This is a genomic window from Acidovorax sp. 99, assembly GCF_003096455.1.
Lineage (GTDB): Bacteria > Pseudomonadota > Gammaproteobacteria > Burkholderiales > Burkholderiaceae_C > Acidovorax > Acidovorax delafieldii.
Genome location: NZ_QEKU01000001.1, coordinates 4,685,266 through 4,711,935 on the forward strand (window position 1 = coordinate 4,685,266; position 26,670 = coordinate 4,711,935).

25 protein-coding genes and 2 tRNA genes are annotated in these 26,670 nt (G+C 64.3%); 11 read left to right on the top strand and 16 right to left on the bottom strand.

Going from position 1 to position 26,670, the window contains the following annotated elements; all coding sequences use genetic code 11:
* Window positions 1-26 precede the first annotated feature (26 nt).
* The 12 genes from C8C95_RS21530 to uvrB all read right to left on the bottom strand — a co-directional run bounded on the left by C8C95_RS21530 (window position 27) and on the right by uvrB (window position 10,113).
* Window positions 27-1,064, bottom strand: a complete 1,038-nt coding sequence (locus C8C95_RS21530) for a histone deacetylase family protein (protein ID WP_116749939.1) — start codon at window positions 1,062-1,064, stop codon at window positions 27-29.
* 155 nt (window positions 1,065-1,219) lie between these two features.
* A tRNA-Val gene (locus tag C8C95_RS21535) sits at window positions 1,220-1,294 on the bottom strand.
* A 51-nt stretch (window positions 1,295-1,345) separates the two neighbouring features.
* A tRNA-Val gene (locus tag C8C95_RS21540) sits at window positions 1,346-1,420 on the bottom strand.
* Window positions 1,421-1,457: 37 nt separating this feature from the next.
* The gene (gene dnaQ, locus C8C95_RS21545; protein ID WP_116749940.1) at window positions 1,458-2,171 is read right to left on the bottom strand and encodes a DNA polymerase III subunit epsilon; all 714 of its coding nucleotides are present in this window, start codon (window positions 2,169-2,171) and stop codon (window positions 1,458-1,460) included.
* The gene (fdx, locus tag C8C95_RS21550; protein ID WP_116749941.1) at window positions 2,171-2,509 is read right to left on the bottom strand and encodes an ISC system 2Fe-2S type ferredoxin; all 339 of its coding nucleotides are present in this window, start codon (window positions 2,507-2,509) and stop codon (window positions 2,171-2,173) included. Before fdx ends, dnaQ begins: the two co-directional genes overlap by 1 nt.
* 42 nt (window positions 2,510-2,551) lie before the next feature.
* The gene (hscA, locus tag C8C95_RS21555) at window positions 2,552-4,423 is read right to left on the bottom strand and encodes a Fe-S protein assembly chaperone HscA (RefSeq protein ID WP_116749942.1); all 1,872 of its coding nucleotides are present in this window, start codon (window positions 4,421-4,423) and stop codon (window positions 2,552-2,554) included.
* 80 nt (window positions 4,424-4,503) lie between these two features.
* The gene (hscB, locus tag C8C95_RS21560) at window positions 4,504-5,022 is read right to left on the bottom strand and encodes a Fe-S protein assembly co-chaperone HscB (protein ID WP_056744674.1); all 519 of its coding nucleotides are present in this window, start codon (window positions 5,020-5,022) and stop codon (window positions 4,504-4,506) included.
* Window positions 5,023-5,107: 85 nt separating this feature from the next.
* On the bottom strand, window positions 5,108-5,431 hold the full coding sequence (iscA, locus tag C8C95_RS21565; protein ID WP_116749943.1) for an iron-sulfur cluster assembly protein IscA: 324 nt from the start codon (window positions 5,429-5,431) through the stop codon (window positions 5,108-5,110).
* A 25-nt stretch (window positions 5,432-5,456) separates the two neighbouring features.
* On the bottom strand, window positions 5,457-5,858 hold the full coding sequence (gene iscU / locus C8C95_RS21570) for a Fe-S cluster assembly scaffold IscU (RefSeq protein WP_056744672.1): 402 nt from the start codon (window positions 5,856-5,858) through the stop codon (window positions 5,457-5,459).
* A gap of 39 nt (window positions 5,859-5,897) precedes the next feature.
* On the bottom strand, window positions 5,898-7,118 hold the full coding sequence (locus tag C8C95_RS21575; RefSeq protein ID WP_056063047.1) for an IscS subfamily cysteine desulfurase: 1,221 nt from the start codon (window positions 7,116-7,118) through the stop codon (window positions 5,898-5,900).
* A 115-nt stretch (window positions 7,119-7,233) separates the two neighbouring features.
* A complete protein-coding gene (iscR, locus tag C8C95_RS21580; protein ID WP_015013980.1) occupies window positions 7,234-7,770 on the bottom strand; it encodes a Fe-S cluster assembly transcriptional regulator IscR in 537 nt (178 codons plus the stop codon).
* A 252-nt stretch (window positions 7,771-8,022) separates the two neighbouring features.
* Window positions 8,023-10,113 (bottom strand): excinuclease ABC subunit UvrB, encoded by a 2,091-nt coding sequence (gene uvrB, locus C8C95_RS21585; protein ID WP_099730352.1) that lies wholly within the window; start codon window positions 10,111-10,113, stop codon window positions 8,023-8,025.
* A gap of 105 nt (window positions 10,114-10,218) precedes the next feature.
* Here uvrB and C8C95_RS21590 point away from each other — a divergent pair, with 105 nt between their 5' ends.
* Together C8C95_RS21590 and C8C95_RS21595 are read left to right on the top strand one after the other, a co-directional pair.
* Window positions 10,219-11,415: an amino acid aminotransferase gene (locus C8C95_RS21590; RefSeq protein ID WP_116749944.1), complete on the top strand. Its 1,197-nt coding sequence runs from the start codon at window positions 10,219-10,221 to the stop codon at window positions 11,413-11,415.
* Window positions 11,416-11,449: 34 nt separating this feature from the next.
* Complete coding sequence (locus C8C95_RS21595; protein WP_243415747.1) at window positions 11,450-12,022, top strand: nucleotidyltransferase family protein; 573 nt, start codon at window positions 11,450-11,452, stop codon at window positions 12,020-12,022.
* A gap of 117 nt (window positions 12,023-12,139) precedes the next feature.
* Here the strand turns inward: C8C95_RS21595 and ygiD are convergent, their stop codons facing one another.
* A complete protein-coding gene (ygiD, locus tag C8C95_RS21600) occupies window positions 12,140-13,045 on the bottom strand; it encodes a 4,5-DOPA dioxygenase extradiol (RefSeq protein ID WP_116749946.1) in 906 nt (301 codons plus the stop codon).
* 134 nt (window positions 13,046-13,179) lie between these two features.
* On the opposite strand from ygiD, the gene C8C95_RS21605 reads away from it, so the two are divergent.
* From C8C95_RS21605 to C8C95_RS21620, 4 genes are all read left to right on the top strand, one after another.
* Complete coding sequence (locus C8C95_RS21605) at window positions 13,180-14,070, top strand: CoA transferase (protein ID WP_116749947.1); 891 nt, start codon at window positions 13,180-13,182, stop codon at window positions 14,068-14,070.
* Window positions 14,071-14,086: 16 nt separating this feature from the next.
* On the top strand, window positions 14,087-14,791 hold the full coding sequence (locus C8C95_RS21610; protein WP_116749948.1) for a cold shock and DUF1294 domain-containing protein: 705 nt from the start codon (window positions 14,087-14,089) through the stop codon (window positions 14,789-14,791).
* A gap of 200 nt (window positions 14,792-14,991) precedes the next feature.
* The gene (locus C8C95_RS21615; RefSeq protein ID WP_116750405.1) at window positions 14,992-15,453 is read left to right on the top strand and encodes a hypothetical protein; all 462 of its coding nucleotides are present in this window, start codon (window positions 14,992-14,994) and stop codon (window positions 15,451-15,453) included.
* A gap of 320 nt (window positions 15,454-15,773) precedes the next feature.
* Window positions 15,774-18,206 (top strand): EAL domain-containing protein, encoded by a 2,433-nt coding sequence (locus C8C95_RS21620; protein ID WP_243415748.1) that lies wholly within the window; start codon window positions 15,774-15,776, stop codon window positions 18,204-18,206.
* Window positions 18,207-18,360: 154 nt separating this feature from the next.
* Here the strand turns inward: C8C95_RS21620 and C8C95_RS21625 are convergent, their stop codons facing one another.
* Window positions 18,361-20,775: a YgiQ family radical SAM protein gene (locus C8C95_RS21625; protein ID WP_116749950.1), complete on the bottom strand. Its 2,415-nt coding sequence runs from the start codon at window positions 20,773-20,775 to the stop codon at window positions 18,361-18,363.
* 191 nt (window positions 20,776-20,966) lie between these two features.
* On the opposite strand from C8C95_RS21625, the gene C8C95_RS21630 reads away from it, so the two are divergent.
* Both C8C95_RS21630 and C8C95_RS21635 read left to right on the top strand, forming a co-directional pair.
* Window positions 20,967-21,929, top strand: a complete 963-nt coding sequence (locus C8C95_RS21630) for a bifunctional helix-turn-helix transcriptional regulator/GNAT family N-acetyltransferase (protein WP_116749951.1) — start codon at window positions 20,967-20,969, stop codon at window positions 21,927-21,929.
* 62 nt (window positions 21,930-21,991) lie between these two features.
* Window positions 21,992-22,534: a GNAT family N-acetyltransferase gene (locus C8C95_RS21635; RefSeq protein ID WP_116749952.1), complete on the top strand. Its 543-nt coding sequence runs from the start codon at window positions 21,992-21,994 to the stop codon at window positions 22,532-22,534.
* A 46-nt stretch (window positions 22,535-22,580) separates the two neighbouring features.
* Here the strand turns inward: C8C95_RS21635 and C8C95_RS21640 are convergent, their stop codons facing one another.
* Window positions 22,581-22,784 (bottom strand): hypothetical protein, encoded by a 204-nt coding sequence (locus tag C8C95_RS21640; protein ID WP_060984005.1) that lies wholly within the window; start codon window positions 22,782-22,784, stop codon window positions 22,581-22,583.
* Between the two features lie 226 nt (window positions 22,785-23,010).
* On the opposite strand from C8C95_RS21640, the gene C8C95_RS21645 reads away from it, so the two are divergent.
* The 3 genes from C8C95_RS21645 to C8C95_RS21655 all read left to right on the top strand — a co-directional run bounded on the left by C8C95_RS21645 (window position 23,011) and on the right by C8C95_RS21655 (window position 25,480).
* A complete protein-coding gene (locus C8C95_RS21645; protein ID WP_116749953.1) occupies window positions 23,011-23,604 on the top strand; it encodes a YigZ family protein in 594 nt (197 codons plus the stop codon).
* A 142-nt stretch (window positions 23,605-23,746) separates the two neighbouring features.
* Window positions 23,747-25,162, top strand: a complete 1,416-nt coding sequence (locus C8C95_RS21650; RefSeq protein ID WP_116749954.1) for a dihydrolipoyl dehydrogenase — start codon at window positions 23,747-23,749, stop codon at window positions 25,160-25,162.
* Window positions 25,163-25,264: 102 nt separating this feature from the next.
* Entirely contained in the window at window positions 25,265-25,480 is a 216-nt protein-coding gene (locus C8C95_RS21655) for a YjfB family protein (RefSeq protein WP_116749955.1), read from the top strand.
* Window positions 25,481-25,516: 36 nt separating this feature from the next.
* Here C8C95_RS21655 and C8C95_RS21660 read toward each other — a convergent pair whose 3' ends face one another.
* The gene (locus tag C8C95_RS21660) at window positions 25,517-26,662 is read right to left on the bottom strand and encodes an FAD-dependent oxidoreductase (protein WP_116749956.1); all 1,146 of its coding nucleotides are present in this window, start codon (window positions 26,660-26,662) and stop codon (window positions 25,517-25,519) included.
* Window positions 26,663-26,670: the final 8 nt, after the last annotated feature.

Sequence of the window (26,670 nt, forward strand, 5' to 3'; positions counted from 1 at the left end):
TCCTGCATCACCTGCCGGGTGCCGCGTCAGGTCTGCTCAAAACCATCGAGCACGTTGACGGCATTGGTGCCCAGCTCGGCCGCCGCATAGCCGCCTTCCAGCACAAACACCGTGGGCAACCCCAGCCGTGCCAGCCGCTCGCCCAGGCGGGTGAAATCTGACGATGCCAGTGCAAACCGCGAGATGGGATCGCCCTCAAAGGCATCCAGCCCCAGAGAAATCACCAGCCCGTCGGCGCGGTAATCCGTGATGCGCAGGCACGCTTGCTCAAGTGCATCGAACCATGTTGCCGCGCTGGTGCCCGCAGGCAAGGGCAGGTTCAGGTTAAACCCAACACCAGCCCCCTCGCCCGTTTCGTCGGCGTGGCCCAGGTAGAAGGGGTACTCCGTGCGCGGGTCACCGTGCATGCTGATGAACAGCACATCGCTGCGGTCGTAAAAGATGCTCTGCGTGCCGTTGCCGTGGTGGTAGTCCACATCCAGCACCGCCACACGCTGGGCGCCCTGGTTGCGCAGGGTTTGCGCTGCCACGGCGGCGTTGTTCAAGAAGCAATAGCCCCCCATGAAGTCCGGGCCCGCATGATGCCCTGGCGGCCGTGTGCAGCAAAACGCGGCGCGCGTCCCCAGCGCAACGCGTGCCGCCGCGCTGGCAGCAGCATCGGCCCCCGCCTTGGCTGCGGCCCAGGTTCCTGCCGCCATGGGTGTACCGTTGTCCATGGAGTACAGCCCCAGCCGTGCGACAAAGTTATCGGGTTCCACATCACTGCGCAGCGTGCGCACCGGCCAGACAGACGGAAAAGGCTGCACTGACGCATTGGTTGGGTCCAGCGCCAGCCATTGTTGCCAGGCGGTCTGCAGAAATGCCAGATAGCGCGGCGCATGCACCTGCGCCAGCACGGCATTGCAGTCCACATCGGGCAACACCATGACGTGACCGCGTGTGCGCAGGGCGTCTTCCACATAGTCCACACGTTCGGGTTTTTCAAAACAGGGCACGCGCTCGCCCCGGAAGAATTCGTGGGCCGGTGCGTGCCCCTGGTGCAAGGGATTGTGGAAGGTGATCATGGATGCAGCGTTGCAGGTACGGGCGACAAATGTAGCGCGCAAGCCTGCGTTGTACGCCGCTTTGGCGAATGGTCGCTGCACTTTGCAGCTTGCAGACAGGCGGACGAGCCAAGAAAAAACCCCCGCAGGTCAGGAACCTGCAGGGGTTTTTGAATTGGTGGGTGATACATGGATCGAACATGTGACCCCTGCCGTGTGAAGGCAGTGCTCTACCGCTGAGCTAATCACCCGTCGCAAGCACCTTGGAGAAAGATACCGCTGCGAAAAGTCTGGCAGCAACATGGTGGGTGATACATGGATCGAACATGTGACCCCTGCCGTGTGAAGGCAGTGCTCTACCGCTGAGCTAATCACCCTTGTCGCTGCGACAGCCTTCTATTATGGCACAGCTTTTCAGGCCGACTGGAGAGTTCGCCAAATTGTTTTGCCACCGCTGGCCTTGTCGATCTGCGTGAGCACCTCGGCATGGGCCGCCTGCTCTTGTTCGCTCGCCCGCAGCACCGGCAGCGCAAGGCCGCGCAAATCGATGGCTGCCACCTTCACGCCGTCAGCGCTGTCATGGCCATCGTCGGCGATCAGCAAGGCATCCTGCCCGCGTGTGAGATTGATGTAGACGTCGGCCAGCAGCTCGGCGTCGAGCAAGGCGCCGTGCAGCGTACGGCCCGAGTTGTCCACGCCCAGACGGTCGCACAGGGCGTCCAGCGAGTTGCGCTTGCCCGGGTACATCTCCTTGGCCATGGCCAGCGTGTCGGTCACGCTTTGCACATAGGTGCCAAATGCCGAGCGCCCCACCAGCTCCAGTTCCTTGTTGAGAAAGCCTACGTCGAACGCAGCGTTGTGGATGATGATCTCGGCGCCCTGCAGGTACTGCAGGATGTCGTCCACCACGTCGGCAAATTTGGGCTTGTCCTTCAGGAACTCGTTGCTGATGCCGTGCACCTTCAGCGCATCTTCATGGCTGTCACGGCCAGGGTTGAAGTACAGGTGCAGGTTGTTGCCGGTCAGCTTGCGGTTGAGCAGCTCCACGCAACCCAGTTCAATGATGCGGTCACCACCTTCGGCCGAAAGGCCGGTGGTCTCAGTGTCCAGAACAATTTGCCGGGACATCAGTGGTTTTCCTTGGCGTGGTTGATCGTGTACTTCGGAATTTCCACGATCAGGTCGGTCTGCGCCAGGATGGCCTGGCAAGACAGGCGCGACTGCGGCTCCAGGCCCCAGGCGCGGTCCAGCAGGTCTTCTTCCTCTTCTTCTGCCGCATTCAGCGAACTCAGTCCCTGGCGCACGATGACGTGGCAGGTGGTGCAGGCACAGCTCATGTCGCAGGCGTGCTCGATGTTGATGTGGTTGTCCAGCAGGGCTTCGCAGATCGAGGTGCCTGCGGGCGCCGTGATCTCAGTGCCAGCGGGGCAGTATTCGGGATGGGGAAGGATCTTGATGACAGGCATGGGGTGGTCTTTTTCTTGTTCAGAGGGATGCGCTGGCTCGTATCACAGGCTCGCAACGTTCTTGCCGGCCAGGGCCTGCTGGATACCGCGGTTCATGCGCTGGGCTGCAAACGCCTCGGTGCCCTTGGCCAGGGCTTCCGTGGCGGCCTCGATGGCCGCGGCATCGTCGGCGTCGCGCTGGTGGCGCAAGGCCACCATCAGGGCGTCGATGGCAGCCCGCTCCTTGGGGCTGAGCACGTCGCCATCCGCGTCAAGCGCGCTTTGCGTGGCAATCAGCATGCGGTCGGCGTCCACGCGGGCCTCGACCACGGCACGGGCTTTCATGTCCTGCGCGGCCGTGGCAAAGCCGTCCTGCAGCATGCGCGCGATCTGGTCGTCCGTGAGGCCGTACGATGGTTTCACGTCAATGCGGGCCTCCACCCCACTGCCCTGCTCTTTCGCGGCCACGCTCAGCAGGCCATCGGCATCGACGGTGAAGGTCACACGGATGCGCGCAGCGCCGGCCGCCATCGGGGGAATACCGCGCAACTCAAAGCGCACCAGGCTGCGGCAGTCCTGCACCAGGTCACGCTCGCCTTGCACCACATGGATGGCCAGCGCGGTCTGTCCATCCTTGTAGGTCGTGAAGTCCTGCGCCTTGGCGGTAGGTATGGTCTCGTTGCGCGCAACAATGCGTTCCACCAGCCCGCCCATGGTCTCGATGCCCAGGGACAGCGGAATCACGTCCAGCAGCAGCAGGTCGCCTGCCGTGTTGTTACCGGCCAGCTGGTTGGCCTGGATGGCGGCACCCAGCGCGACCACTTCGTCGGGATTCAGGTTGGTCAGTGGCTCGGTGCCAAAGAACTCCGCCACGGCCCGCTGCACCTGCGGCATGCGGGTGGAGCCGCCCACCATGACCACGCCCTGCACTTCATCGCGCGCCAGATGCGCATCGCGAAGGGCACGGCGCACAGCCGCCATGGAGCGGGCGGTCAAATCGGCCGTCACCGCGTCAAAATCCGACCGTTTGACGTCAAATTGCACAGAAGCGCTAGATAGCTCTGCCTTAAATGCTACCAAATCAGTAGCAGTCAAGGCCTCTTTGCAGGCGCGCGCAGCCATGCGCACGGCCGACTTGTCGGCTGGTGTGACCGCCTGTTGCCCCACCTGCTGCAGAACCCAGTCCGCCAGCGCCGCGTCGTAGTCGTCGCCTCCCAGGGCAGAGTCGCCGCCCGTGGCGATCACTTCGAACACGCCCTGCGTCAGGCGCAGGATGGAAATATCAAACGTACCCCCACCCAGGTCATAGACGGCGTAGACGCCCTCGCTGGCGTTGTCCAGGCCATAGGCAATCGCCGCCGCCGTGGGCTCGTTGATCAGGCGCAGCAGGTTGATGCCAGCGAGCTTGGCCGCATCCTTGGTGGCCTGGCGCTGGGCGTCGTCGAAGTACGCAGGCACGGTGATCACTGCGCCATACAGATCATCATTGAAGGTGTCTTCGGCGCGGTAGCGCAGCGTGGCCAGAATCTCGGCACTGATCTCGACGGGCGACTTGTTGCCATCCACCGTGGCCAGGCTGACCATACCGCCCTCGCCGCCATCAGCAGCAGCCACGAAGTCGTATGGCAGCTTGCCCGCTTCCGCCACGTCCTTGAGGCCACGCCCCATGAAGCGTTTGGCCGAGGCAATGGTGTTGCGCGCATCCTGGGCCTGCGCCGCCACGGCGTCATATCCGATCTGGCGACCGCCATTGGCCAGGTAGCGCACCACCGAGGGCAGCAGCACCCTGCCCTGTGCATCGGGCAGGCATTCGGACACACCATTGCGCACAGCGGCAACCAGAGAATGGGTGGTGCCCAGGTCAATGCCCACCGCGATGCGCCGCTGGTGCGGGTCGGGGGACTGGCCGGGTTCGGAGATCTGCAAAAGCGCCATGAAATTTCGGGTCTCAACGTGGTGGGGGACGCCATCACCTCAGCAAGCGACAGGGGCCCCAGGGGGAAAGCAAAACCGCTCTATTGTCCCAGTTGCTCTCGGCGACGTTCTATGTCGTCCGCAAATCGCGCAATGAACATGAGGGCTCTGACCTGGCGGGCCGCGCCGGCATAGTCCTGCTGCTGGTCGATGAGTTGCTCGCACTGCGACAAAGCGGCACGCCGGGCCTGTTCCACCTCATCGTCCAGTGCGTCCAGCTCGCTGTCTGCGCGGGCATCTTCCAGTGCCTCGCGCCATTCCATCTGCTGCATCAAAAACGCAGCGGGCATGGCGGTGTTGTCTTCGGCACGGATAGGCGCTCCGTGCAGTTCGCACAGATAGGCCGCCCGGCGCATGGGGTCCTTCAGGCGTTGGTAAGCCTCGTTGATGCGCACGGACCACTGCATCGCTACGCGCTGCGCCGCAGCGCCTTGCGCAGCAAACTTGTCGGGGTGGGCTTCGCGCTGCAGTTCCTTCCAGCGCGCGTCGATGGCGCTGCGTTCTTGTGCAAAGCGGCACGCCAGGCCAAACAGTTCGAAGTCGTCAGATTGCAGATTCATGCGCAAGGGGGCGTGAAGAAAATCCAAGAAAAAACCGCCAGCACAGAGCGCGTTGGCGGTTTGGCGTTACATCAGCTGAAGACGTTCAGACGCGGAAGCTCTCCCCGCAACCGCAGCGATCACGCTCGTTGGGGTTGTTGAACTTGAAGCCTTCGTTCAGCCCCTCACGGACAAAGTCCAGCTCGGTGCCATCGATGTAGGTCAGGCTCTTGGGGTCAATCAGCACCTTGACGCCGTGGTTTTCAAACACGATGTCCTCGGGCTCGCTCGCGTCCACATACTCCAGCTTGTAGGCAAGCCCCGAGCAGCCGGTCGTCTTGACCCCCAGACGCACGCCCAGCCCCTTGCCACGGCGGGCAAGGTAGCGGTTGACGTGCCGGGCTGCAGCTTCTGTCAGCGTAATGGCCATGTCTCTCGATCTATCTGTCAAACAATCAGGCGGCAGTGGCCGTGGCGGCGTGCTTGGTCTTGTAGTCCAGCACAGCTGCCTTGATGGCATCTTCCGCCAGGATGGAGCAGTGGATCTTGACGGGCGGCAAGGCCAGCTCTTCGGCGATCTCGCTGTTCTTGAGCGCTGCGGCTTCGTCCAGCGTCTTACCCTTGACCCACTCGGTCACCAGCGACGAGGAGGCAATCGCCGAGCCACAGCCGTAGGTCTTGAAGCGGGCGTCTTCGATCACGCCGGTTTCAGGGTTCACCTTGATCTGCAGCTTCATCACGTCGCCGCAAGCAGGCGCGCCCACCATACCGGTGCCCACCGAATCGTCACCCTTGTCGAACGAACCCACGTTGCGGGGGTTTTCGTAATGGTCAACCACTTTGTCTGAATAAGCCATGATGTGTACCTCTTCAATACGTCCAGAATGTGTGCGGAATCAGTGAGCAGCCCACTGGATGGTGCTGATGTCGATGCCGTCCTTGTACATCTCCCACAGCGGGCTCAGTTCGCGCAGGCGGGCCACGTTCTCGCGAATGGTGGAGATGGCGTAGTCAATCTCTTCCTCGGTCGTGAAACGGCCGATAGTCATGCGCAGGCTGCTGTGGGCCAGCTCGTCGCTGCGGCCCAAAGCGCGCAGCACATAGCTGGGCTCCAGGCTGGCAGAGGTGCAGGCCGAGCCCGAAGACACCGCCAGGCCCTTGATACCCATGATGAGCGATTCGCCTTCGACGAAATTGAAGCTCATGTTCAGGTTCTGCGGCACACGGCGCTCCAGGCTGCCGTTGATGTAGACCTGTTCGATGTCCTTAAGGCCGTCGAGCAAGCGCTGCTGCAGGGCCTTCGCCTTGGCGTTGCTCTCGGCCATTTCTTCCTTGGCAATGCGGAAAGCCTCGCCCATGCCCACGATCTGGTGCGTGGGCAAGGTGCCCGAACGCATGCCGCGTTCATGGCCGCCACCGTGCATCTGGGCTTCCAGCCGCACGCGGGGCTTGCGGCGCACGTACAGCGCACCGATGCCTTTGGGGCCGTAGGTCTTGTGGGCGGTCATGCTCATCAGATCGATGGGCAGCACGTTCATGTCGATCTCGACACGACCCGTCGCCTGGGCGGCATCCACATGCAGCAGGATGCCCTTCTCACGGCACAGAGCGCCAATGGCGGGGATGTCCTGGATCACACCGATTTCGTTGTTCACGAAGAGGATGCTGATCAGCACGGTGTCTGGACGGATGGCAGCCTTCAGGGCATCCATGTTGACCAAGCCGTCTTCCTGCACGTCCAGATAGGTGGCTTCAAAGCCTTGGCGCTCCAGCTCGCGCATGGTGTCCAGCACGGCCTTGTGCTCGGTCTTGAGCGTGATGAGGTGTTTGCCCTTGCCTTTGTAGAAATGCGCAGCGCCCTTCAAGGCCAGGTTGATGGACTCGGTCGCACCACTGGTCCAGACGATTTCGCGGGGGTCGGCACCGATCAGGTCGGCCACTTGCACACGCGCTTTTTCCACCGCCTCTTCGGCCTCCCAGCCCCATGCGTGGCTGCGCGACGCCGGGTTGCCAAAGTGCTCACGCAACCAGGGAATCATGGCGTCCACCACGCGGGGGTCTACCGGGGTCGTGGCGCCATAGTCGAGATAGATGGGAAAGTGCGGGGTCATGTCCATGGCTGGCTCAGTAAAAGGTTCTGGCTGGCAAACAGAAGAGGCAGAACAAACAAGAAAACGATTACAACGCGGTCAGGGCAGTGCTGACCCCAGGGCCAGCACGGCGCACCAAGCATCAGGATTTGGCGAAGACGTTACCCAGCGCAAACACCGAATTGGGGGCGTTCACGCGGATGGGCTTGACCACCGGCGTCGTAGAGATGGCGCGGCGAACCACAGGCTTGTCTTCGATCTGCACGCCCTTGGCGAGCTGCTCGTCCACCAGCTTTTGCAGGGTGACCGAGTCCAGAAACTCCACCATGCGCTGGTTCAGCGAGGCCCACAGTTCATGCGTCATGCAACGGCCGGCTTCACCCAGGCAGTTTTCCTTGCCACCACACTGCGTGGCGTCGATGGGTTCATCGACCGAAACGATGATGTCGGCCACGGTGATGTCGCCTGCCTTGCGGGCCAGCGTATAGCCGCCGCCGGGGCCACGGGTGGATTCCACCAGTTCATGGCGGCGCAGCTTGCCAAAGAGTTGCTCCAGGTACGACAGCGAAATCTGCTGGCGCTGGCTGATGGCAGCCAGCGTGACGGGGCCGTTGTTCTGGCGCAGGGCCAGGTCAATCATGGCGGTGACCGCAAAACGGCCTTTGGTTGTGAGACGCATCGCAAGCTCCTTGTGCTAAGGCTTGTTCGTTGAAGAAACCGCCTGCGCTGACTGTTTGCCAGCGAGGCACCGTCTCCGCCCCTTACTCCGCCCAGTCACCTGCTGCGGAGCCCTTCATCGTTGGGCTGTTTTGTTGAGTGTTTTGTGCGAGTATAGCACAAATCCCTATTGATTCTGTCGGGTTAAAAAACCAAATAGTTATTAATCGACTCAATAGTAATTTCCCATCACACACCCAGCTACAATCCTTTTCTACAAGGCTACGGAATCGCTGCCATGGGCTCCAAAGGCCTGGTCCTTGAGCCGCGTCAGCTGGTCGCGCACCCGGGCGGCCTGCTCGAACTCCAGGTTGCGCGCGTGTTCCAGCATGAGCTTTTCCAGGCGCTTGATCTCGCGCGCCACGTCCTTCTCGGACATGTCCTCCACCTGCGCACGCTGCAGGGCTTCCTGCTCCAAGCGCTCGGCATCCTTGCCCGCTTTTTCGCTGTACACGCCGTCAATCAGGTCTCTTACCCGCTTGACAATGCTGCGCGGCGTGATCCCGTTGGCCTCGTTGTATGCGATCTGCTTGATGCGCCGACGTTCCGTCTCGCCCATGGCTTTTTTCATGGAGTCAGTGATGCGGTCGGCGTACAAGATGGCATGGCCGTTCAGGTTACGCGCAGCACGGCCAATGGTCTGGATCAGGCTGCGCTCTGCGCGCAAGAAGCCTTCCTTATCGGCGTCCAGAATCGCTACCAGCGACACCTCCGGGATGTCCAGTCCTTCACGCAGCAGGTTGATGCCCACCAGCACGTCAAACGCGCCCAGCCGCAGGTCGCGAATGATCTCCACCCGCTCCACGGTGTCCACATCGCTGTGCAGGTAGCGCACCTTCACACCGTTGTCCGTCAAATAGTCGGTCAGCTGCTCAGCCATTCGCTTGGTCAGCGTGGTAATGAGTACACGCTCATGCTTTTCGACACGAATGCGTATTTCTTGCAGCACGTCATCCACCTGATGGGTGGCGGGGCGTACTTCCACCACCGGGTCCACCAAGCCCGTGGGGCGCACTACCTGATCCACCACCTGGCCTGCATGGGTCTTTTCGTAGTCGGCGGGCGTGGCCGATACAAAGATCACCTGCCGCATGCGTTGCTCAAACTCCTCGAACTTGAGCGGTCGGTTGTCCAGGGCCGAAGGCAGGCGAAAACCATATTCAACCAGCGTGGTCTTGCGCGAGCGGTCGCCGCTGTACATCGCGTTGAGCTGGCCGATCATCTGGTGGCTTTCGTCCAGAAACATGATCGCGTCTTTGGGCATGTAGTCGGTCAGCGTGCTGGGCGGATCGCCCGGCGCCGCGCCCGACAGGTGGCGCGTGTAGTTCTCGATGCCTTTGCAGTGGCCCACTTCGCTCAGCATTTCCAGATCAAATCGCGTGCGCTGCTCCAGCCGCTGCGCTTCGACCAGCTTGCCGTCAGCCACCAGCTGCTGCAGGCGTTCGGCCAGTTCCAGCTTGATGGTCTCGACCGCCGCCAGTACCTTGTCGCGCGGCGTCACGTAATGGCTGCTGGGGTACACGGTAAAACGCGGGATCTTCTGCTTGACGCGGCCCGTGAGCGGGTCGAACAGCTGCAGGCTCTCAATCTCGTCGTCAAACAGCTCAATGCGAATCGCCAGCTCGGAGTGTTCGGCCGGGAACACATCGATGGTGTCGCCCCGCACACGGAACTTGCCTCGGCTGAAATCCGCCTCGTTGCGCTGGTACTGCATGCGGATCAACTGGGCGATCACGTCCCGCTGCCCCAGCTTGTCCCCCACCCGCAGCGTCATCACCATGCGGTGGTAGCTCTCGGGCTCGCCAATGCCGTAGATGGCCGACACGGTGGCCACGATCACCACATCGCGCCGCTCCATCAGGCTCTTGGTGCAAGACAGCCGCATCTGCTCGATGTGCTCGTTGATCGCGCTGTCCTTCTCGATGAACAGGTCGCGCTGCGGCACGTAGGCCTCTGGCTGGTAGTAGTCGTAGTAGCTGACGAAATATTCCACGGCGTTCTTGGGAAAGAACTCGCGGAACTCGCTGTACAGCTGCGCGGCCAGTGTCTTGTTGGGCGCAAAGATGATGGCCGGGCGTCCCATGCGCGCGATCACGTTGGCCATGGTGAAGGTCTTACCCGATCCCGTCACACCCAGCAGCGTCTGGAAGGTTTCCCCATCATTCAGTCCCTCCACCAGCTTGTTGATGGCCTCGGGCTGGTCGCCTGCCGGTGGATACGGCTGGAACAGTTCAAACGGGGAGTCGGGGAAGCGGACGAATTCGCCGTCTTGCTTTTCAGTTATGACTTCTGTGATATCCGGCATGGGGGCGGTCAACGGGTGGTGAAGGCGGGCCGTTAAAATCGGCCGAACCCGGCACAGTACACCACGCCCGGATTCTTCGCTACTGACAACCTTTCAAGGATTTTCATGTCTCTGTTCACCGCCGTCGAAATGGCCCCCCGCGACCCCATCCTGGGCCTCAACGAGCAATTCAACGCCGACACCAACCCCAACAAGGTCAACCTGGGCGTCGGCGTTTATTTCGACGACAACGGCAAGCTGCCCCTGCTGCAATGTGTGCAGGCCGCAGAAAAGACCATGATGTCCACCCCCACGGCCCGTGGCTACCTGCCCATCGACGGCATCGTGGCGTACGACAACGCCGTCAAGAGCCTGGTGTTCGGCGCTGAGAGCGAACCCGTGAAGTCTGGCCGCGTAGCCACCGTGCAGGCCATCGGCGGCACCGGCGGCCTCAAGATCGGTGCCGATTTCCTGAAGAAGGTCAGCCCCAACGCCAAGGTGCTGATCTCCGACCCCAGCTGGGAAAACCACCGCGCGCTGTTCACCAACGCCGGTTTTGAAGTGGACACCTACGCGTACTACGACGCTGAAAAGCGCGGCGTGAACTTCGAAGGTTTCCTGGCCAGCCTGAATGCAGCCGCCCCCGGCACCATCGTCGTGCTGCACGCCTGCTGCCACAACCCCACCGGCTACGACATCACCGCCGCGCAGTGGGACCAGGTCATCGCCGTCGTCAAGGCCAAGGGCCTGACGCCCTTCCTGGACATGGCCTACCAGGGCTTTGGCCACGGCATCGCCGAGGACGGCGCCGTGATCGGCAAGTTTGTGGCTGCCGGCCTGAACTTCTTTGTGTCCACCTCTTTCAGCAAGAGCTTCAGCCTGTACGGCGAGCGCGTGGGTGGCCTGTCGGTGCTGTGCGCCGACAAGGAAGAAGCCGGCCGCGTGCTGAGCCAGCTCAAGATCGTCATCCGCACCAACTACTCCAACCCACCCATCCACGGTGGCGCGGTGGTGGCTGCTGTGCTGAACAACCCCGAGCTGCGCGCCATGTGGGAACAAGAACTGGCCGAAATGCGCGTGCGCATCAAGGCCATGCGCCAAAAGCTGGTGGACGGCCTCAAGGCTGCGGGAGTGAAGCAGGACATGTCCTTCATCACCACCCAGATCGGCATGTTCAGCTACTCCGGCCTGTCCAAGGACCAGATGGTTCGCCTGCGCAACGAGTTCGGCGTGTACGGTACCGACACCGGCCGCATGTGCGTGGCCGCCCTGAACAGCAAGAACATCGACTACGTCTGCCAGGCCATTGCAAAGGTCGTCTGAGCACGATGAGGAAGCGGCGCTCGCGCGCCGCTTTGTGAGCGAAACGCTCCAGAACCCGCACAACGCGGCCCTTCTGGAGCGTTTGCCGTTTCTGGGCCTGCCCGACGGGTGGCTGGTGGCGGGCTGCCTGTTCCAGACGGTGTGGAACCTGCACTCTGGCCTGGAGCCCACCGCGAACATCAAGGACTACGACCTGTTCTACTTCGACGGCAACGACTTGTCCGAATCGGCAGAGCAGCAGGTGCAAGCCCGCGCCACCGCCCTCTTCGCCGACCTGCCCATCACCGTCGAAGCCAAGAACCAGGCCCGCGTGCACCTCTGGTACGAGCGCTGGTTTGGTTACCCGTATGCGCCGCTGCAGTCCGCCCGCAACGGGATCGAGCGTTTTCTGGTGCCCTGCACCTGCGTGGGCCTGCAACCTGCCATCACCCCCGGCGTTGCTCAGCCCACGCTGTACGCGCCGTACGGACTGGAAGAGCTGTACGCAGGACTTCTCAAACCCAACCCCGCCTGCCCGCACCTGCCGTTGTTTGAGGCCAAGGCGCAAAGCTACCGCGAACGCTGGCCGTGGCTGACGATCCAGACCGCAGGTCACGCGACGGCCTGAAGACGCCCCACCGCTGCGACGCGGCGATTTCAGGCGTTTTTGGCCTCAAGCGCTAGATGTAAATGCGCCAATAGCTATCAAAAAAAGAAGCATTCAATCGGCTTCAGAAAGCATCCATCAGCCCCACAGCACCGACCGCATCGAGATCGATGCCGACTGATAGCCCGTGTTGAAAAAGCGGGGCATCTCGCTGGGCAGCACGGCTCCCGCTGCGTAAAGCAGCGGCAGGTAGTGCTCGTAAGTGGGGTGCGCCTGCTGGGCCACGGCGCCCAGCTTCTGGAAGTCCTGCAAGGCGCCCAGCTGGCCCTTCTTGATCTGCTCCTGCACCACGGTGTCGAACTCCGTGGCCCAGTCGTAGGCTTCGTTGGCAGCCGAGCCACGGCGGGATGCGCGCAGGTTGTGCACGATGTTGCCGCTGCCCACAATGAGCACACCCCGCTCGCGCAGGGCCTTGAGTTGCTGGCCCAGTGCATAGTGCTCGGCCGGGGCGCGGCTGTAGTCCATGCTGAGCTGCATCACCGGGATACGCGCCTGGGGGAACATGGGCTTGAGCACCGACCAGGTGCCGTGGTCCAGCCCCCACTCACCCTCGTCCACGCCGAGGGCGGCGCCCGTGGCAGGAGATTTCAGCTCCTTGGCCAGGCTGCGCGCCACGGCCGGTGCGCCCGGCACGGGGTACTGCTGGTCGAACAGCGCCTGCGGGAAGCCGCCAAAGTCGTGGATGGTTTTGGGGTTGGCCATGCCAGTGAGCTGCCAGCCACCACGCGTGAGCCAGTGGGCCGACACACACAGGATCAGCTGCGGCTGCACGGCGCGCGCCATCAGCTCCGCGCCCATGGCCTGCCAGCTGCGGCGCCAGGCGTTGTCCTCGATGGCATTCATGGGGCTGCCATGGCCCACAAACAGCACGGGCATGCGGGGCGAGGGCTTGAGCGCCTGCAATGCAGATGCCGTGGCGGCGCTGCTCAGGGACGTGGTCATGAAAGCTCCCGGAAAGGCGGCCAGGCCCGTGAGGGCGGCCAAAGAGGTTCTGCGTTGCATGGGTCAGGGAGCGTAACAAATTATGTATAACGCAGGGAGTGAGCCCGCGCACGCCCCTGAAGTTCCGGCGCCGCGCCTTCCTTTCAAAACCACAACACCGAGACAAGCCCCCACCCATGACAAACGCCCTGCCCCAGCCCCTGCGCAATGTCCGCGTCCTGAGCCTCGCGCTGAACCTGCCCGGCCCCGCCGCCCTGATGCGCTGTGCACGCATGGGCGCCGAGTGCACCAAGCTCGAACCGCCCCCGCCCCCCGGCTACCCCAGTGCCGACCCCATGGGCATCTACAGCCCTGCGGCCTATGCCACGCTGCACCAGGGCGTGCGCGTGGTGCATGCCCACCTCAAAACGCCCGAAGGCCAGGCCACGCTGCATGCAGAGCTGGCAAGCACCGATGTGCTGATCACCTCGTTCCGCCCGTCGGCCCTGGCCAAGCTGGGCCTCTCCTGGGAGGCGCTTCAATCAAAATATCCACGCCTCTCGCTGGTACGCATCGTGGGCGCGGCGGCCGAGCGGGCCGAAGAGCCCGGCCACGACCTCACCTACCTGGCCGACGCCGGCCTGGTGACCGGCACCGAGATGCCACCCACCCTGTACGCCGACATGGGTGGCGCCCTGATGGCCAGCGAGGCCGTGCTGCAGGCCCTGCTGGAGCGCGCCCACACCGGCAACGGCGTGTGCATCGAAGTCGCCCTGGCCGACGCCGCTGCCTGGCTGGCCCAGCCGCGCGACTGGGGCCTGACCACCCCCGAGGGCGACGTGGGGGGCAACCACGCAGGCTACCGCATCTACCCCTGCGCCGACGGCCGCGTGGCCGTGGCCGCGTTGGAACCCCACTTCGCCGCCAGCCTGTGTGCTGCCGCAGGCTTGCCCGCCACGGGCGACCCGCAGGTGCTGCGCGCCCCCGCCACCCACGCGGCCGTGGCGGCGTTCTTGCGCACACAGACCCGCGCGCAGCTTGATGCTTTGGCGGTGGCGCAAGACATTCCTTTGCACACCCTGGCCTGAAAGCACTTCCTGACCGATGCAGAAACAAGGCACCGTCGTCCGCTGGGACGCCAGCCGCGCCTTCGGCTTTATCCGCAGCCCTGACACGTCCGCCGATGTGTTCTTTCATGTGCGGGACTACCGGGGTACCGCCCCGCCCCGCGAAGGGCTCGCCGTGGTGTACGAGGAGATTCATGTCGGCGAAAAAGGGCCCCGGGCTATGGCGGTGTTGCCCGCTGCAAACGCGGGTGGCGCGTTCCAGCCCCGCAGCACGGCACCAACGCAGCCGCCCCCTGCGCACCCCACGCGGCGCGCGCCGGTGCAACGGGCGGGGCAACCTCCGGCCGCCAGGCGCAGGCGCCCTGTGGCGGCCATCGAACCGACCACTCCCACCGGCTCGGCGCTGATACGGCTACTCATGCTCGGCTGGGCGGGGCTGCTGGCCTGGGGCCTCTGGGCAGGCCGACTACCGTGGTGGGTGCTGGGCGCGGCGGTCGCCGTCAACCTCCTGACCTTTCTGGTCTACGCCATCGACAAAAGCGCCGCGCAAAATGGCCGGTGGCGCACCAAGGAAAGCCACCTGCACCTGCTGAGCCTTGCAGGCGGCTGGCCCGGCGCATGGTGGGCCCAGCAGTGGCTGCGGCACAAATCCCGCAAGGCGGAGTTTCGCGCGGTGTATTGGGCGACGGTGGTGCTGCATTGCGCGGCGCTGGGGGCCTGGCTGGGTGGATGGCTGGGCTAGCAGATGCGGTCAAAAACTAACAAATTGATAGCAATCAACCCATGAAGCACTAGCGCATCAAGCGCTTTTGGTACATATTCTTGTGACCCAGCCCCCGGCAATGCAAAGCGGGCTGACGCACAGATGGCCCGCTGGCCTACACAGCGCGCCGGGAGGCCCGGTTTCAATCCCAAAGGTCTGAAACACTTCGGGAGATGCCCATGAAACCCCTCGTCCTTGATTCCACCATGACCACCATGGGCGGCGTTTTCTACCCCACCGGCCAGATGTTTGCGCTGTTCCCCGACGAGGACTGCGCGCGCCAGGCCGCACTCGCATTGCAGGCAGCAGGCCATCAGGGCGATGTCGCCTACGCCAGCCCCGAAGTCATCCTGCAAGAAATTGTGCACACCCTGGGCACTGCAGATGCGCCGCTGCCATCTGTGGGCGCCGAAGGCGACATGGTGCGGCGCATTGCCGACCTGGCGGGCTCCGGCCACCACGGCATTCTGATCGCAGTGAACGACAAAGACGACACCGACACGCTGGTGGCAGCCATTGCCCCCGAAGGCGCGGTCACGGCGTTCTATTACCGCACCTTCATCATCGAAGACCTGATCTCGCAGCCCGCAGACGATGGCCCGCAGTCCGTGCTGGTGGGCACCCACGCTGCGGCGCCGTAAACACCGGCTTCTGTCAGGCCGGGCAACACCTGGGCGGAGCCAGCGATGGCCCGCCGCGCGCAGGTTCAGGTGCGGGTGCGCATCGGCATGGCGGCCATTCCCCGCAGGCACAAGGGGTTGCCAAACTTTGCATGCGCTGGCAAGTTGATCTCTATATAGTGGGCCGGAAGCACCGCACCGCCGAATCAGCCACCCGTTCCAGGACAACCCTGGACCGCAGGCATTGACAGAGCACGCGGACACACTGATGAGGGCGCGCCGGATGGGGCCACCAGGCATCACTGGCGCAAGCAGCTTGGCACGAGGCGAGGGAGCCATCCATGGATGTATTGCAGCCGGTCGAGCGAAGGCCTGTGCCGTTGACGTTGCGGGTGACCTGGCCTTTCATCACCATGGTGTTGCTGCTGGCGGTGTGCGCCACGGCCAGCCTGCATGTTTTGTCCACGGTGCGTGCCTTCGTCGCTGGCGAAAGCCTATGGACCAAAGGCCAGAAGGACGCCATCTATTTTCTCAACCAGTACGCCATCACCGGCTCCCCCCAGGCCTTTGAAGGGTTCACCCGCGCCATGGAGATCCCGCTGGGCGACCGGGCGGCCCGGCTGGCCCTGGAGCCAGGCCAGGTGCAGACGGATGTGGCGCGCGACGGCTTTCTGCGCGGTGGCAACCACCCCGATGACATTGACGGCCTGATCTGGCTGCTGCGCTACTTTGACGGCTTTGATCTGGTGAAGAAGCCGGTAGACCAATGGCTGGTGGGCGACGAGTACATCCGTGCGCTGCGCGAGCTGTCGCACGAGATCCACCAGCGCAACACCGCCGGCACGGCGGACGCCCCCACCCGCGAACGGTGGCAGAACACCATCCGCGAGATCAACGCGGGCGTGACCCCGGCGGCCCGGAACTTCAACGAGGCCCTGGGCGAAAGCTCGCGCCACATCGTGCTCCTGCTGATGTGGACCAACATGGGCATCGCCCTGGTGCTGATTCTTCTGACCCTGTGGCACACGCACAAGTTGCTGGCCCAGCGCCAGAACGCGGAGCGCGCCCTGGAGGTCGAGCGGGAACAGGCGCGCACCACGCTGGCCGCCATTGGCGATGCCGTGGTGACGACCAACATCCACGGCGAGGTCACCTACATGAATCCTGCCGCAGAAACCTTGCTGGCCCGCCCAGCCGCCCAGGCCACCGGACAACCTCTGGCGCAGTTGCTGGTCTTCGAAGGTGATGCACCACCCGTGTCGGCCGACGCCCTGGTGCAGACGCTGCTGCGCAGCGATGGTGCCGCCAAGGGCAACATCCACCGCACCCTGGTGCGACCGGACCAGAGCATCGTTCCGGTGAGGCTGGTGGGCTCCCCCATCCGGCACCGGGGTGTGCTGACCGGGGCGGTGCTGGCGCTGCACGACGTCACGCGCGAGCAGCACTATGTAGAGCAGCTCTCGTGGCAGGCCAGCCATGATGCGCTGACGGGCCTGGTGAACCGCCGCGAGTTCGAGCACCGGCTTGAAGCCCTGCTCAGCCACCCGCGCCAGCCGGGCCGTGAGGGCTCGCTGCTCTACGTGGACATGGACCAGTTCAAGCTCATCAACGACACCTGCGGCCACCAGGCCGGCGACGAGATGCTGCGAGAGGTCTGTCGCATGCTGCAAAGCCACCTGCGCGAAGGGGACACGCTGGCACGGCTGGGCGGCGACGAATTCGGCATCCTGCTCAAGGACTGCCCCGTTGGCCCCTCGGCGCGCATTGCAGAGCAATTGCGCCAGGCTGGCCAGGACCTGCGCCTGGCCTGGGAAGGCCAGCAGCTCAGCACGGGCCTTTCCATCGGCATGGTGCAGCTCATCCCAGCGCTCACCTTCATCCAGGAGGCCATGCGCGTGGCCGACATGGCCTGCTACCGTGCCAAGGAAGGCGGGCGCAACAGGGTGTTCATCTACCAGCCCGAAGACATCGAGATGACCCGGCGCGAAGGCGACATGGACTGGGTGCGGCGCCTGCGTCTGGCGCTGGAGCACAACCGTTTCCAGCTGTACGCGCAGACCATCCGCGCGCTGCAAGGCACCGGTGAGGAAGGCCTGCACATGGAGGTGCTGCTGCGCCTGCGCGAGGAGGAAAACGACCTACTGGTGGCGCCCGGCACCTTCATCCCGGCCGCCGAGCACTACGGGATGATGCCGTCCATCGACCGCTGGGTGATCCGCCACACACTGCAGGCACTGGCGCAGCACCAGCGCACCCCGGGCGCCCAGCCGCTACACACCTGCGCCATCAACCTCTCGGGCACCAGCCTGGGGGATGACAGCTTGCTCAAATACATCCGTACCACGCTCACCGAATCCGGCCTGGACCCCGCGCTGCTGTGCTTCGAGATCACCGAGACCAGCGCGATATCGCACCTGCCCAACGCGGTGCGACTGATGAAGGAGCTGCAGCAACTGGGCTGCCGGTTCGCGCTCGATGACTTTGGCGCGGGGATGTCGTCCTTCACCTACCTCAAGCACCTGCCGGTGAACTACCTCAAGATCGACGGCGCTTTCGTGAAAGACCTTCTGCAAGACCCCACCAACCGCGCCATGGTGGAAATGATCCACCGCATCGGCCATGTGATGGGCAAGCAGACGATTGCCGAGTTCGCCGAGTCCGGAGCCATCGTGGATGCGTTGCGACTCATCGGCGTGAACTACGCCCAAGGCTATGCGGTGGCGAAGCCCGTGCCGCTGTCGGAATGCCTGGCGAGGGACTACACGACCGCCTGACCACCGCGCGGGCCTGGCGCGCCTGAGTCCCGCCACCCCACCGATGCCGTTGGCGCGGCATGCCAGCCCCCCGTTTCAGCCTGCAGATGCAATGGGCAGATGGACGCCCTGCCCGCCCAGCCCCGCCCCGCCACGCAAGCAGGCAGGCAGCGGACTATCGCGCTTTCTTGAACGGTTTGCCGCCAGCAGCCGGCTTGGCCGCGCCCCCGGTCACGCGCGGTGGCAGGCCCGTGTGCTGGGTCAGGATGCGGCCCTTCGTGGGCTGCTGCAACGTGCGCGACGCAGGTGCCACGGCGGGCTTGGCCCCTGTCGGGGTCGAGTTCTTGCGCCGCGCGCTCTGGTAACCACCGTCGGTGAGCGGCTGGAAGGTCGGGATCAGGTGGTGCTTGCCGTTGCCGATCAGGTCCGCCCGGCCCATGGCCTTGAGCGCATCGCGCAGCAGCGGCCAGTTGTTTGGGTCGTGGTAGCGCAGGAAGGCCTTGTGCAGGCGGCGGCGCTTTTCGCCGCGCACGATGTCCACAGACTCTTCATCCACATCGCGCATTTCGCGGCGCACGCGGGTCAGCGTGTTGCGGCCCGAGTGGTACATGGCCGTGGCCGTGGCCATGGGGCTGGGATAGAAGGTCTGCACCTGGTCGGCGCGGAAGCCGTTCTTCTTCAGCCAGATGGCGAGGTTCATCATGTCCTCGTCACTGGTGCCCGGGTGCGCGGCGATGAAGTACGGGATCAGGAACTGCTTCTTGCCCGCCTCTTCGCTGAACTTCTCGAACATCTGCTTGAACTTGTCATAGCTGCCGATGCCCGGCTTCATCATCTTGGTGAGCGGGCCCTGCTCGGTGTGTTCGGGCGCGATCTTGAGGTAGCCCCCAACGTGGTGCTGTACCAGCTCCTTCACGTACTCCGGCGATTTCACAGCCAGGTCATAGCGCAGGCCCGATCCGATGAGGATCTTCTTGATGCCCTTGAGCGCGCGGCCACGGCGGTAGATCTTGATCAGCGGGCCGTGGTCGGTGGTGAGGTTCTGGCAGATGCCGGGGTACACGCAGCTTGGCTTGCGGCAGGCGGCCTCGATCTCGGGACTGCGGCAGCCCAGGCGGTACATGTTGGCCGTGGGGCCACCCAGGTCGCTGATGGTGCCTGTGAAGCCCTTGACCTTGTCGCGGATGTCCTCGATCTCCTGGATGATCGAATCTTCCGATCGGCTCTGGATGATGCGGCCCTCGTGCTCGGTGATGGAGCAAAAGGTGCAGCCGCCAAAGCAGCCGCGCATGATGTTGATCGAGAAGCGGATCATCTCCCACGCGGGGATCTTGGTCGCGCCGTCATGACTGCCGTTTTCGTCGGCGTAGCTGGGGTGCGGGCCACGCGCGTAAGGCAGGTCGAACACGTAGTCCATCTCGGCCGTGGTCAGCGGGATGGGGGGCGGGTTGATCCACACATCACGCGCCGTCACACCCTCGCCGTGGGCCTGCACCAATGCACGCGCGTTGCCAGGGTTGGTCTCCAGGTGCAGCACGCGGTTGGCGTGGGCGTAGAGCACGGGGTCGCTTTTCACCTGCTCGTAGCTGGGCAGGCGGATCACGCTCTTCTCGCGCGGGGGCACCTTGAGCTTGGCCTTGAGCGCCGGATTGGCAACAAACTGAATCGGCTGAATGGCAGGGTTGGGGCTGTTTTGGCCGGTAGCGCTGGTGTTATTTGCGGTACCCGCTACAGAATCAGTAGCATTTCCATCCTCTTTGCTGCAGGTGCTGCCTTGGGCCGCAGCCTGCTCGCTGGTGGTCATGTACGGGTTGATGTGCGCCTCTACGCGGCCGGGCTCGTCCACCGTGGTGGAGTCGATCTCGAACCAGCCCTTGCCGCTCTCGTCGTCCGGTCGGCGCACAAAGGCCGTGCCGCGCACATCGGTGATCTGCTCCACCGGTTCACGCGCTGCGATGCGGTGGGCCACTTCAACGAGCGCACGCTCGGCGTTCCCGTACAGCAGCAGATCGCACTTGCTGTCCACCACGATGGAGCGGCGCACCTTGTCGCTCCAGTAGTCGTAATGCGCAATGCGACGCAGGCTGCCTTCAATGCCGCCCAGAATGATGGGCACGTCCTTGTACGCCTCGCGGCAGCGCTGGCTGTAGACGATGGCCGCACGATCGGGGCGCTTGCCGCCCACGTCGCCGGGGGTGTAGGCGTCATCGCTGCGGATCTTCCGGTCGGCGGTGTACCGGTTGATCATCGAATCCATGTTGCCCGCCGTCACGCCCCAGAACAGGTTGGGCTTGCCCAGCGCCTTGAAGGGCTCGGCGCTCTGCCAGTCGGGCTGGGCGATGATGCCCACACGAAAGCCCTGCGCCTCCAGCGTGCGGCCGATCACGGCCATGCCAAAGCTCGGGTGGTCCACATACGCGTCGCCCGTCACCAGGATGATGTCGCAGCTGTCCCAGCCCAGTTTCTCCATCTCGGCGCGGCTCATCGGCAGGAACGGTGCCGTGCCAAAGCGCTTGGCCCAGTACGGGCGGTAGCTGGTCAATGGCTTTGCGGCGCGCGCAAAAAAGGAGACGTCAACGGGGGCGTTCATGCAAAGGAGGTCGCGGCCGCCCCCGGTGCGATGGGGGCCTTCGTGGGGCGCGTCTGTGGTGGATAACCCGTGATTTTACGTTGACGGACGGTTTTTGTCGCCTCGGCAGCCCTTGCCCCTCACTGTTACAGGCTTGATGGCCGTCAGACATATACTTGCTTTAGTCAATTAATTAACTGACAGAGGCATTCATGAGCAACAACACCTCTACCCTTCCCGAGTCCGTCCCCGTGCCTGCGAGCGCGGTGAAAGCCGTGCGCCGGTTCAACCGCTTCATCACCCGCCGCATTGGCGTGCTGGACCCGTACCTGGGCAGCAAGCTATCGCTGACCGACGTGCGCGTGCTCTACGAGCTGGCCCATCGTGAGGCCCCTGTGGCGAGCGAACTCGCGCGGGAGCTGGGGCTGGACGGCGGGTACATGAGCAGGATATTGCGGCGTTTTGAGCAGGCCGGGTGGATAGAACGGCATGCCAACGCCAAGGACGCGCGGCAAAGCCTGGTCACGCTCACCGCTGCTGGACGCGAGGCGTTCGAGCCGCTGCAGCAGCGTTCGCGCGACGAAGCTGCCGCACTGCTCGCCCCCTTGCCCCCGGCTCGGCGCCAGGAGGTCGTGGAGGCCATGGAACGGATCGAAGCCCTGCTGTCCTCCCCCTCCAACGCGGCGGATGGCACCCGAATCGCCGTCCTGCGCGACCCTTTGCCCGGCGACATGGGCTGGGTAGTGCAGCAGCATGGCGAGATCTATGGGCGCGAGTACGGCTGGGACAACCGTTTTGAGGCCTTGGTGGCAGACATCGCAGCGCAGTTCTTGCGCAAGTTCCAGCCCGCATGGGAGAAAGCCTGGATCGCCGAGCTGGACGGCGAGCGCGTGGGCTCGGTGTTTGTGGTGCGCAAATCTGCCACCACGGCGCAGCTGCGCATGCTCATCCTTAGCCCCAAAGCGCGGGGTCTAGGCCTGGGCGCCCGCCTGACCGACGAATGCATTGCCTTTGCGCGTGCAAAAGGTTACAAAAAGATGGTGCTGTGGACCAACAGCTGCCTGACGGCGGCGCGCGGTATCTATGCGCAACGGGGTTTTCAGTTGGTCAAGACCGAGCCCTACGAAGGTTTTGGTCAGCAATTGGTGGGAGAAACCTGGGAGCTGAAGCTTTGAATGAGGCTACGCAATCCGCTGCATGACCGGCAGCGCCCAACGCGAGGCCACGGAGCATCTCGATGACTTTGTCCAATCCGCTTTTGATTCGCCCCGTCACGGCCGACGATGACTTGGCACGGCTGACCGCCCTCATCCACTCCGCATACGCACCCCACGCGCAGCGGGGCCTGCGCTACTGGGGCACCCACCAGTCCGTGGAAGACACAGCCAAGCGATTTGCTTCTGGCACGGGGCTGGTGATGCTGGATGGAGAAGACTATGTGGGCACCGCCACGCTGCGACCGCCGCAACCCGAGTCCACCGTACCGCTGTACCGCGAGCCTGCGGTGTGGTCGCTGTGCCAGTTCTGCATCACCCCCGACGCCAAAGGCCGGGGCTACGGCAAACAGTTGCACGCCTATGCCCTGGACTATGCCCGCAAGGCAGGCGCCCGGGTGATGGCTTTAGACACTGCACAACCCGCTACCGCTTTGATAGCAATGTATGAATCCTGGGGTTACAGGGTGGTGGGCGAGTGCGACTGGCGCCCTTTGACCAACTACACCAGCGTGCTCATGGCACGCGACCTGGAGGAGAAGCGCGGCGCAGACAACGCCGACTAAACATTCGGTCCACTGCGTGGTTTGTCACATCACGCAGGGCGCCGTATCACCACTCGCCGATTTCCCGCACGCGCTGAGCCAAATCCGGCATCGCTTCGTCGTCCTGCTCGTCCATCGCGCTGGGCATTGCGCTGGCCGGTGCCACCGCACCGGTGCTCGACGCCTGGGAGCCAGAGGGAGCAATGAAACGGCCAAACAGATGGCTGGCGAGGGAGGTAGGCAAAGGTGCAGAGAGCGAGGTGGCAAACATGGCGGTTCCTTTTCTGATGGCCCAGGTGCTTTCAAATGCGTAGCAACAGCGTAGGCCACAGCGACAACTCTGCAGTGTAGGAACGCACGCCTAAGGTGTGTGTGACAGAACGCACATTCGCGACGCGATTGGTGCCGAGTCATACCCTTCAGGGTCAGGACTGTGACTTCCGTCACACACAGCCCGATGCGAGCAACCAACGCGCTCGCCGTAAACTCGCTGCCCCATGCCCCAGACTCTGGCCGCCCCGGCGCACAGCGAACTCATCATCAAGAAAAGCCGCTTCATCGGCTGCGTGCAACCCATGGCCGACCGCGCCAGCGCCCAGGCCGCCGTCGATGCCTTGTGGAAGCAGCACCCTGGCGCCGCCCACATCTGCTGGGCCCTGCTGGCGGGCGGCCAGTCGGCGGCAGTGGACGATGGCGAGCCCGGCGGCACTGCTGGCCGCCCCATGCTGGACGTGCTGCGCCACCAGGACCTGGAAGGCGTGCTGGCCACTGTGGTGCGCTATTTTGGCGGCGTCAAGCTGGGCGCGGGCGGTCTGGTGCGCGCCTACACCGACACCATTGCCCAGGCGCTGCTCACCGCCCCCAAGGTCACGCTGCAGCGCATGACCACCTTGCAATGCCAGGTGCCCTATGCCCTAGAGGGCCTGCTACGCCGAGAAATCGAGACAGCTGGTGCCGAACTGATCGACGTGCAGCATGGCACCCTGGTCACCTTGCAACTGCGCCTGCCCCAGACACAGGCGGCGCCCTTTGTGCAACGCATCAACGACCACGGGCAAGGCCGCGTGGGCTGGACGGATGCCGAGGCCTGACCCAGGGCTACGCCTTCATACAAAGGGTTGGGAAGCGCCCCGGCAAGCCCCCCACAGCGTCGTCGTAAAACGGCGTGCATGCCTACAGCGGTGGGGCCGTTCACGCTACACACTCCGGCTTTTCCGACTCCGAAAGAGCCCCATGCCCCAACCGCTCGACACCATCATCATTGGCGCAGGCACGGCGGGCCTGGCCGCGCTGCGTGAAGTGCGCAAGCGCACCGACCGCTACCTCATCGTCAATGAAGGCCCCTGGGGCACTACCTGCGCCCGCGTGGGCTGCATGCCGTCCAAAGCGCTGATCGAGGCGGCCAACGCTTTCCACCGTCGCCACACCTTTGAAGCGTTTGGCCTTCGGGGCGCCAGTGCATTGACCGCCGACCTGCCTTCCGTGCTCCAGCGCGTGCGCGCACTGCGCGACGACTTCGTGGCGGGCGCCCTCAAAGCCACCAATGAACTGGGCAGCAACCAGGTGCCAGGGCGCGCCACGCTGCTGGGGCCGCGTTTGGTGGACATTGATGGCACGGCTTACGCCACGCGCAGCATCATCATCGCCACGGGATCACGCCCCCGTGTGCCCGAGGCATGGCTGGCGTTTGGCGACCGCATGCTCACCACCGACACCTTGTTCGAACAACCAACCCTAGGCCCCCGCATTGCAGTGATCGGCATGGGCCCGATTGGAGTGGAGCTGTCGCAAGCGCTCGCGCGGCTGGGCCTGCAGGTGGCTGCGTTCACCACTGGCCACACGCTGGCTGGCTTGAGCGACCCAACGCTGAATGCCGAGCTGGCGGCCCAGCTCAAGCAGGACATGGTGCTGCACATGGGCGCCGAGGCGCAGCTGCGCGAAGTGCCTGGAGGCATTGAAGTCGCCAGCGGCGCCAACCGCGTGGTAGTGGACCAGGTCATCGCCGCCATGGGCCGGGTGCCCAATATTGAACACCTGGGCCTGGAGACACTGGGCGTACCGCTGGATGCGCGCGGCCTGCCCACCGTAGACCCACAAACCCAGCAAATTGGCAATTTGCCGGTGTTTCTGGCGGGTGACGCCAACACCCACACCCCGTTGCTGCACGAGGCGGCCGATGAAGGCCATATTGCAGGCCTGAACGCCCTGGCCCCCACGCCCACGCGCTTTCGGCGCCGCACCTTGCTGTCCATCGTGTTCGCCGACCCCAACATCGCCATTGTGGGACCGCGCTTGGCCGACATGGACGCGCACAGCACCGTCACCGGCACCGCCAGCTACACAAACCAGGGCCGTGCCCGCACCGCGCAGCGCAACCAGGGACGCCTGTGCGTTTATGCCGACCACGCGAGTGGTCGCCTGCTGGGTGCCGAGTTGTGCGCCCCCGATGGCGAGCACCTCGCCCACCTGCTGGCCCTGGCCGTGCAGCAGCAGCTGACCGTGCATGATCTTTTGGGCATGCCGTTCTACCACCCCACGCTGGAAGAAGGCCTGCGCACCGCCTTGCGCGACGCAGCCCGACAGTTGCCGAACGCCCGCACCTCCGACCTGGCCGCCTGCCCAGCCCTGGGGGTGCCTGCGCTGGACTAAGGCAATGCAGAACAGCGCAGCTTCACCGCCCCCTGCACATGTAACAACCCTCAAGCTCGCTTTTGTAGTGCCGATAAACCACCATTGCCCCAAGGAGTCACCATGGACGTCGCCCTGACCAACAGCATCGTCAACACCGCTACCAGCCTGGCCAACGCCAAGACGTCCGACGCCCTGAACATGGTGGTGCTGAAAAAGGCGCTGGACATGCAGGCCGTGTCGGCCGCCACCATGATCGACGCCATGCAGCAGTCCATGCCCCAGCCTCAGCTGGCCACCAGCGGTACGCTGGGGACCAACGTCAACACGTTCGCCTGAGGGGCTGAGCCCCCCCTCTCTCTCGGCCCTGGCGGCTCAGCGCAAACGCGCGGGCGACAGCCCTTCCACCCCCACGCCCTCGCGCACCAACTCCCCGGCCAGCGGCTCGCCGCGCAGCAGCTGCCGCGCCAGCAACGAGGCGCCCGCCGCGCTCTGAATCCCATATCCGCCCTGCCCGGCCAGCCAGAAGAAGCCGGGCACATGGTTGTCCCAGCCAATCACCATGTCGCCATCCCGCACAAACGAGCGCAACCCGGCCCAGGTGTGCGATGGGCGGCGTATCTGGAACCGGGTCATTTCCTCGATGTGATAAATCCCGGTGGCCACGTCCAGCTCCTCGGGCACCACATCGTGCGGGTGCGTGGGGTCGGCATTGGCCGGTGAGCCCAGCAGTTGCCCTGCGTCGGGCTTGAAGTAGAAGCTTTCGTCAATGCCGATCACGGCGGGCCAATGGGTAGCGTCCATGCCCTCGGGCACGGGAAAGGTAAACGCCGTGCGGCGGCGTGGCTCCAGCCCGATCGGCGGCACACCCGCAAGGCCTGCCACTACATCGGCCCAGGCACCCGCAGCGTTGACGATGGTGGGGGCGGCAAACACCCGCCCGTCGGCCAGCGTCACCTGCCACACGTCGCCGTCACGGCGCACGGCCGTCACCTCGGCGTGGGTCAGCACCTGGCCGCCGCGCTGACGCATGCCGCGCAGGTAGCCCTGGTGCAGGGCGTTCACATCAATGTCGGCCGCCTCGGGCTCGCTCATGCCGGCCGCCACAGCCTCGGGTTTGAGGCAGGGCAGCATCGCCAGCAGCTCGGGCTTGTCCACCCATTGCACGTTGGGCGAGGTGGCGTGCGCTTCCTCGTAGGTCTGTTTCAGCAAGTCCAGCTGGTCGGGACCAGCCACATAGACCACGCCCCGGGGCGAGAGGATGGGGTCAGCGCCAAACTCCGCCGGCGGCGCATCGTAAAACGCGCGGCTCGCCCGGGTCAGCGCCTGAATGTTGGGCGTGCCATAGGTGGCCATGTAGAGCGCGGCCGAACGCCCGGTGGTGTGGTAGCCGGGCTGCGATTCGCGCTCCAGCAGCAGCACGCTGGCGCTCTGCCCTGCGGCGGCGGGCTGCACCAGTTGCCAGGCCACGGAGGCCCCGGCAATGCCTGCGCCGATGACGATGGTGTCTACGGTTTGCATCTGCTCCT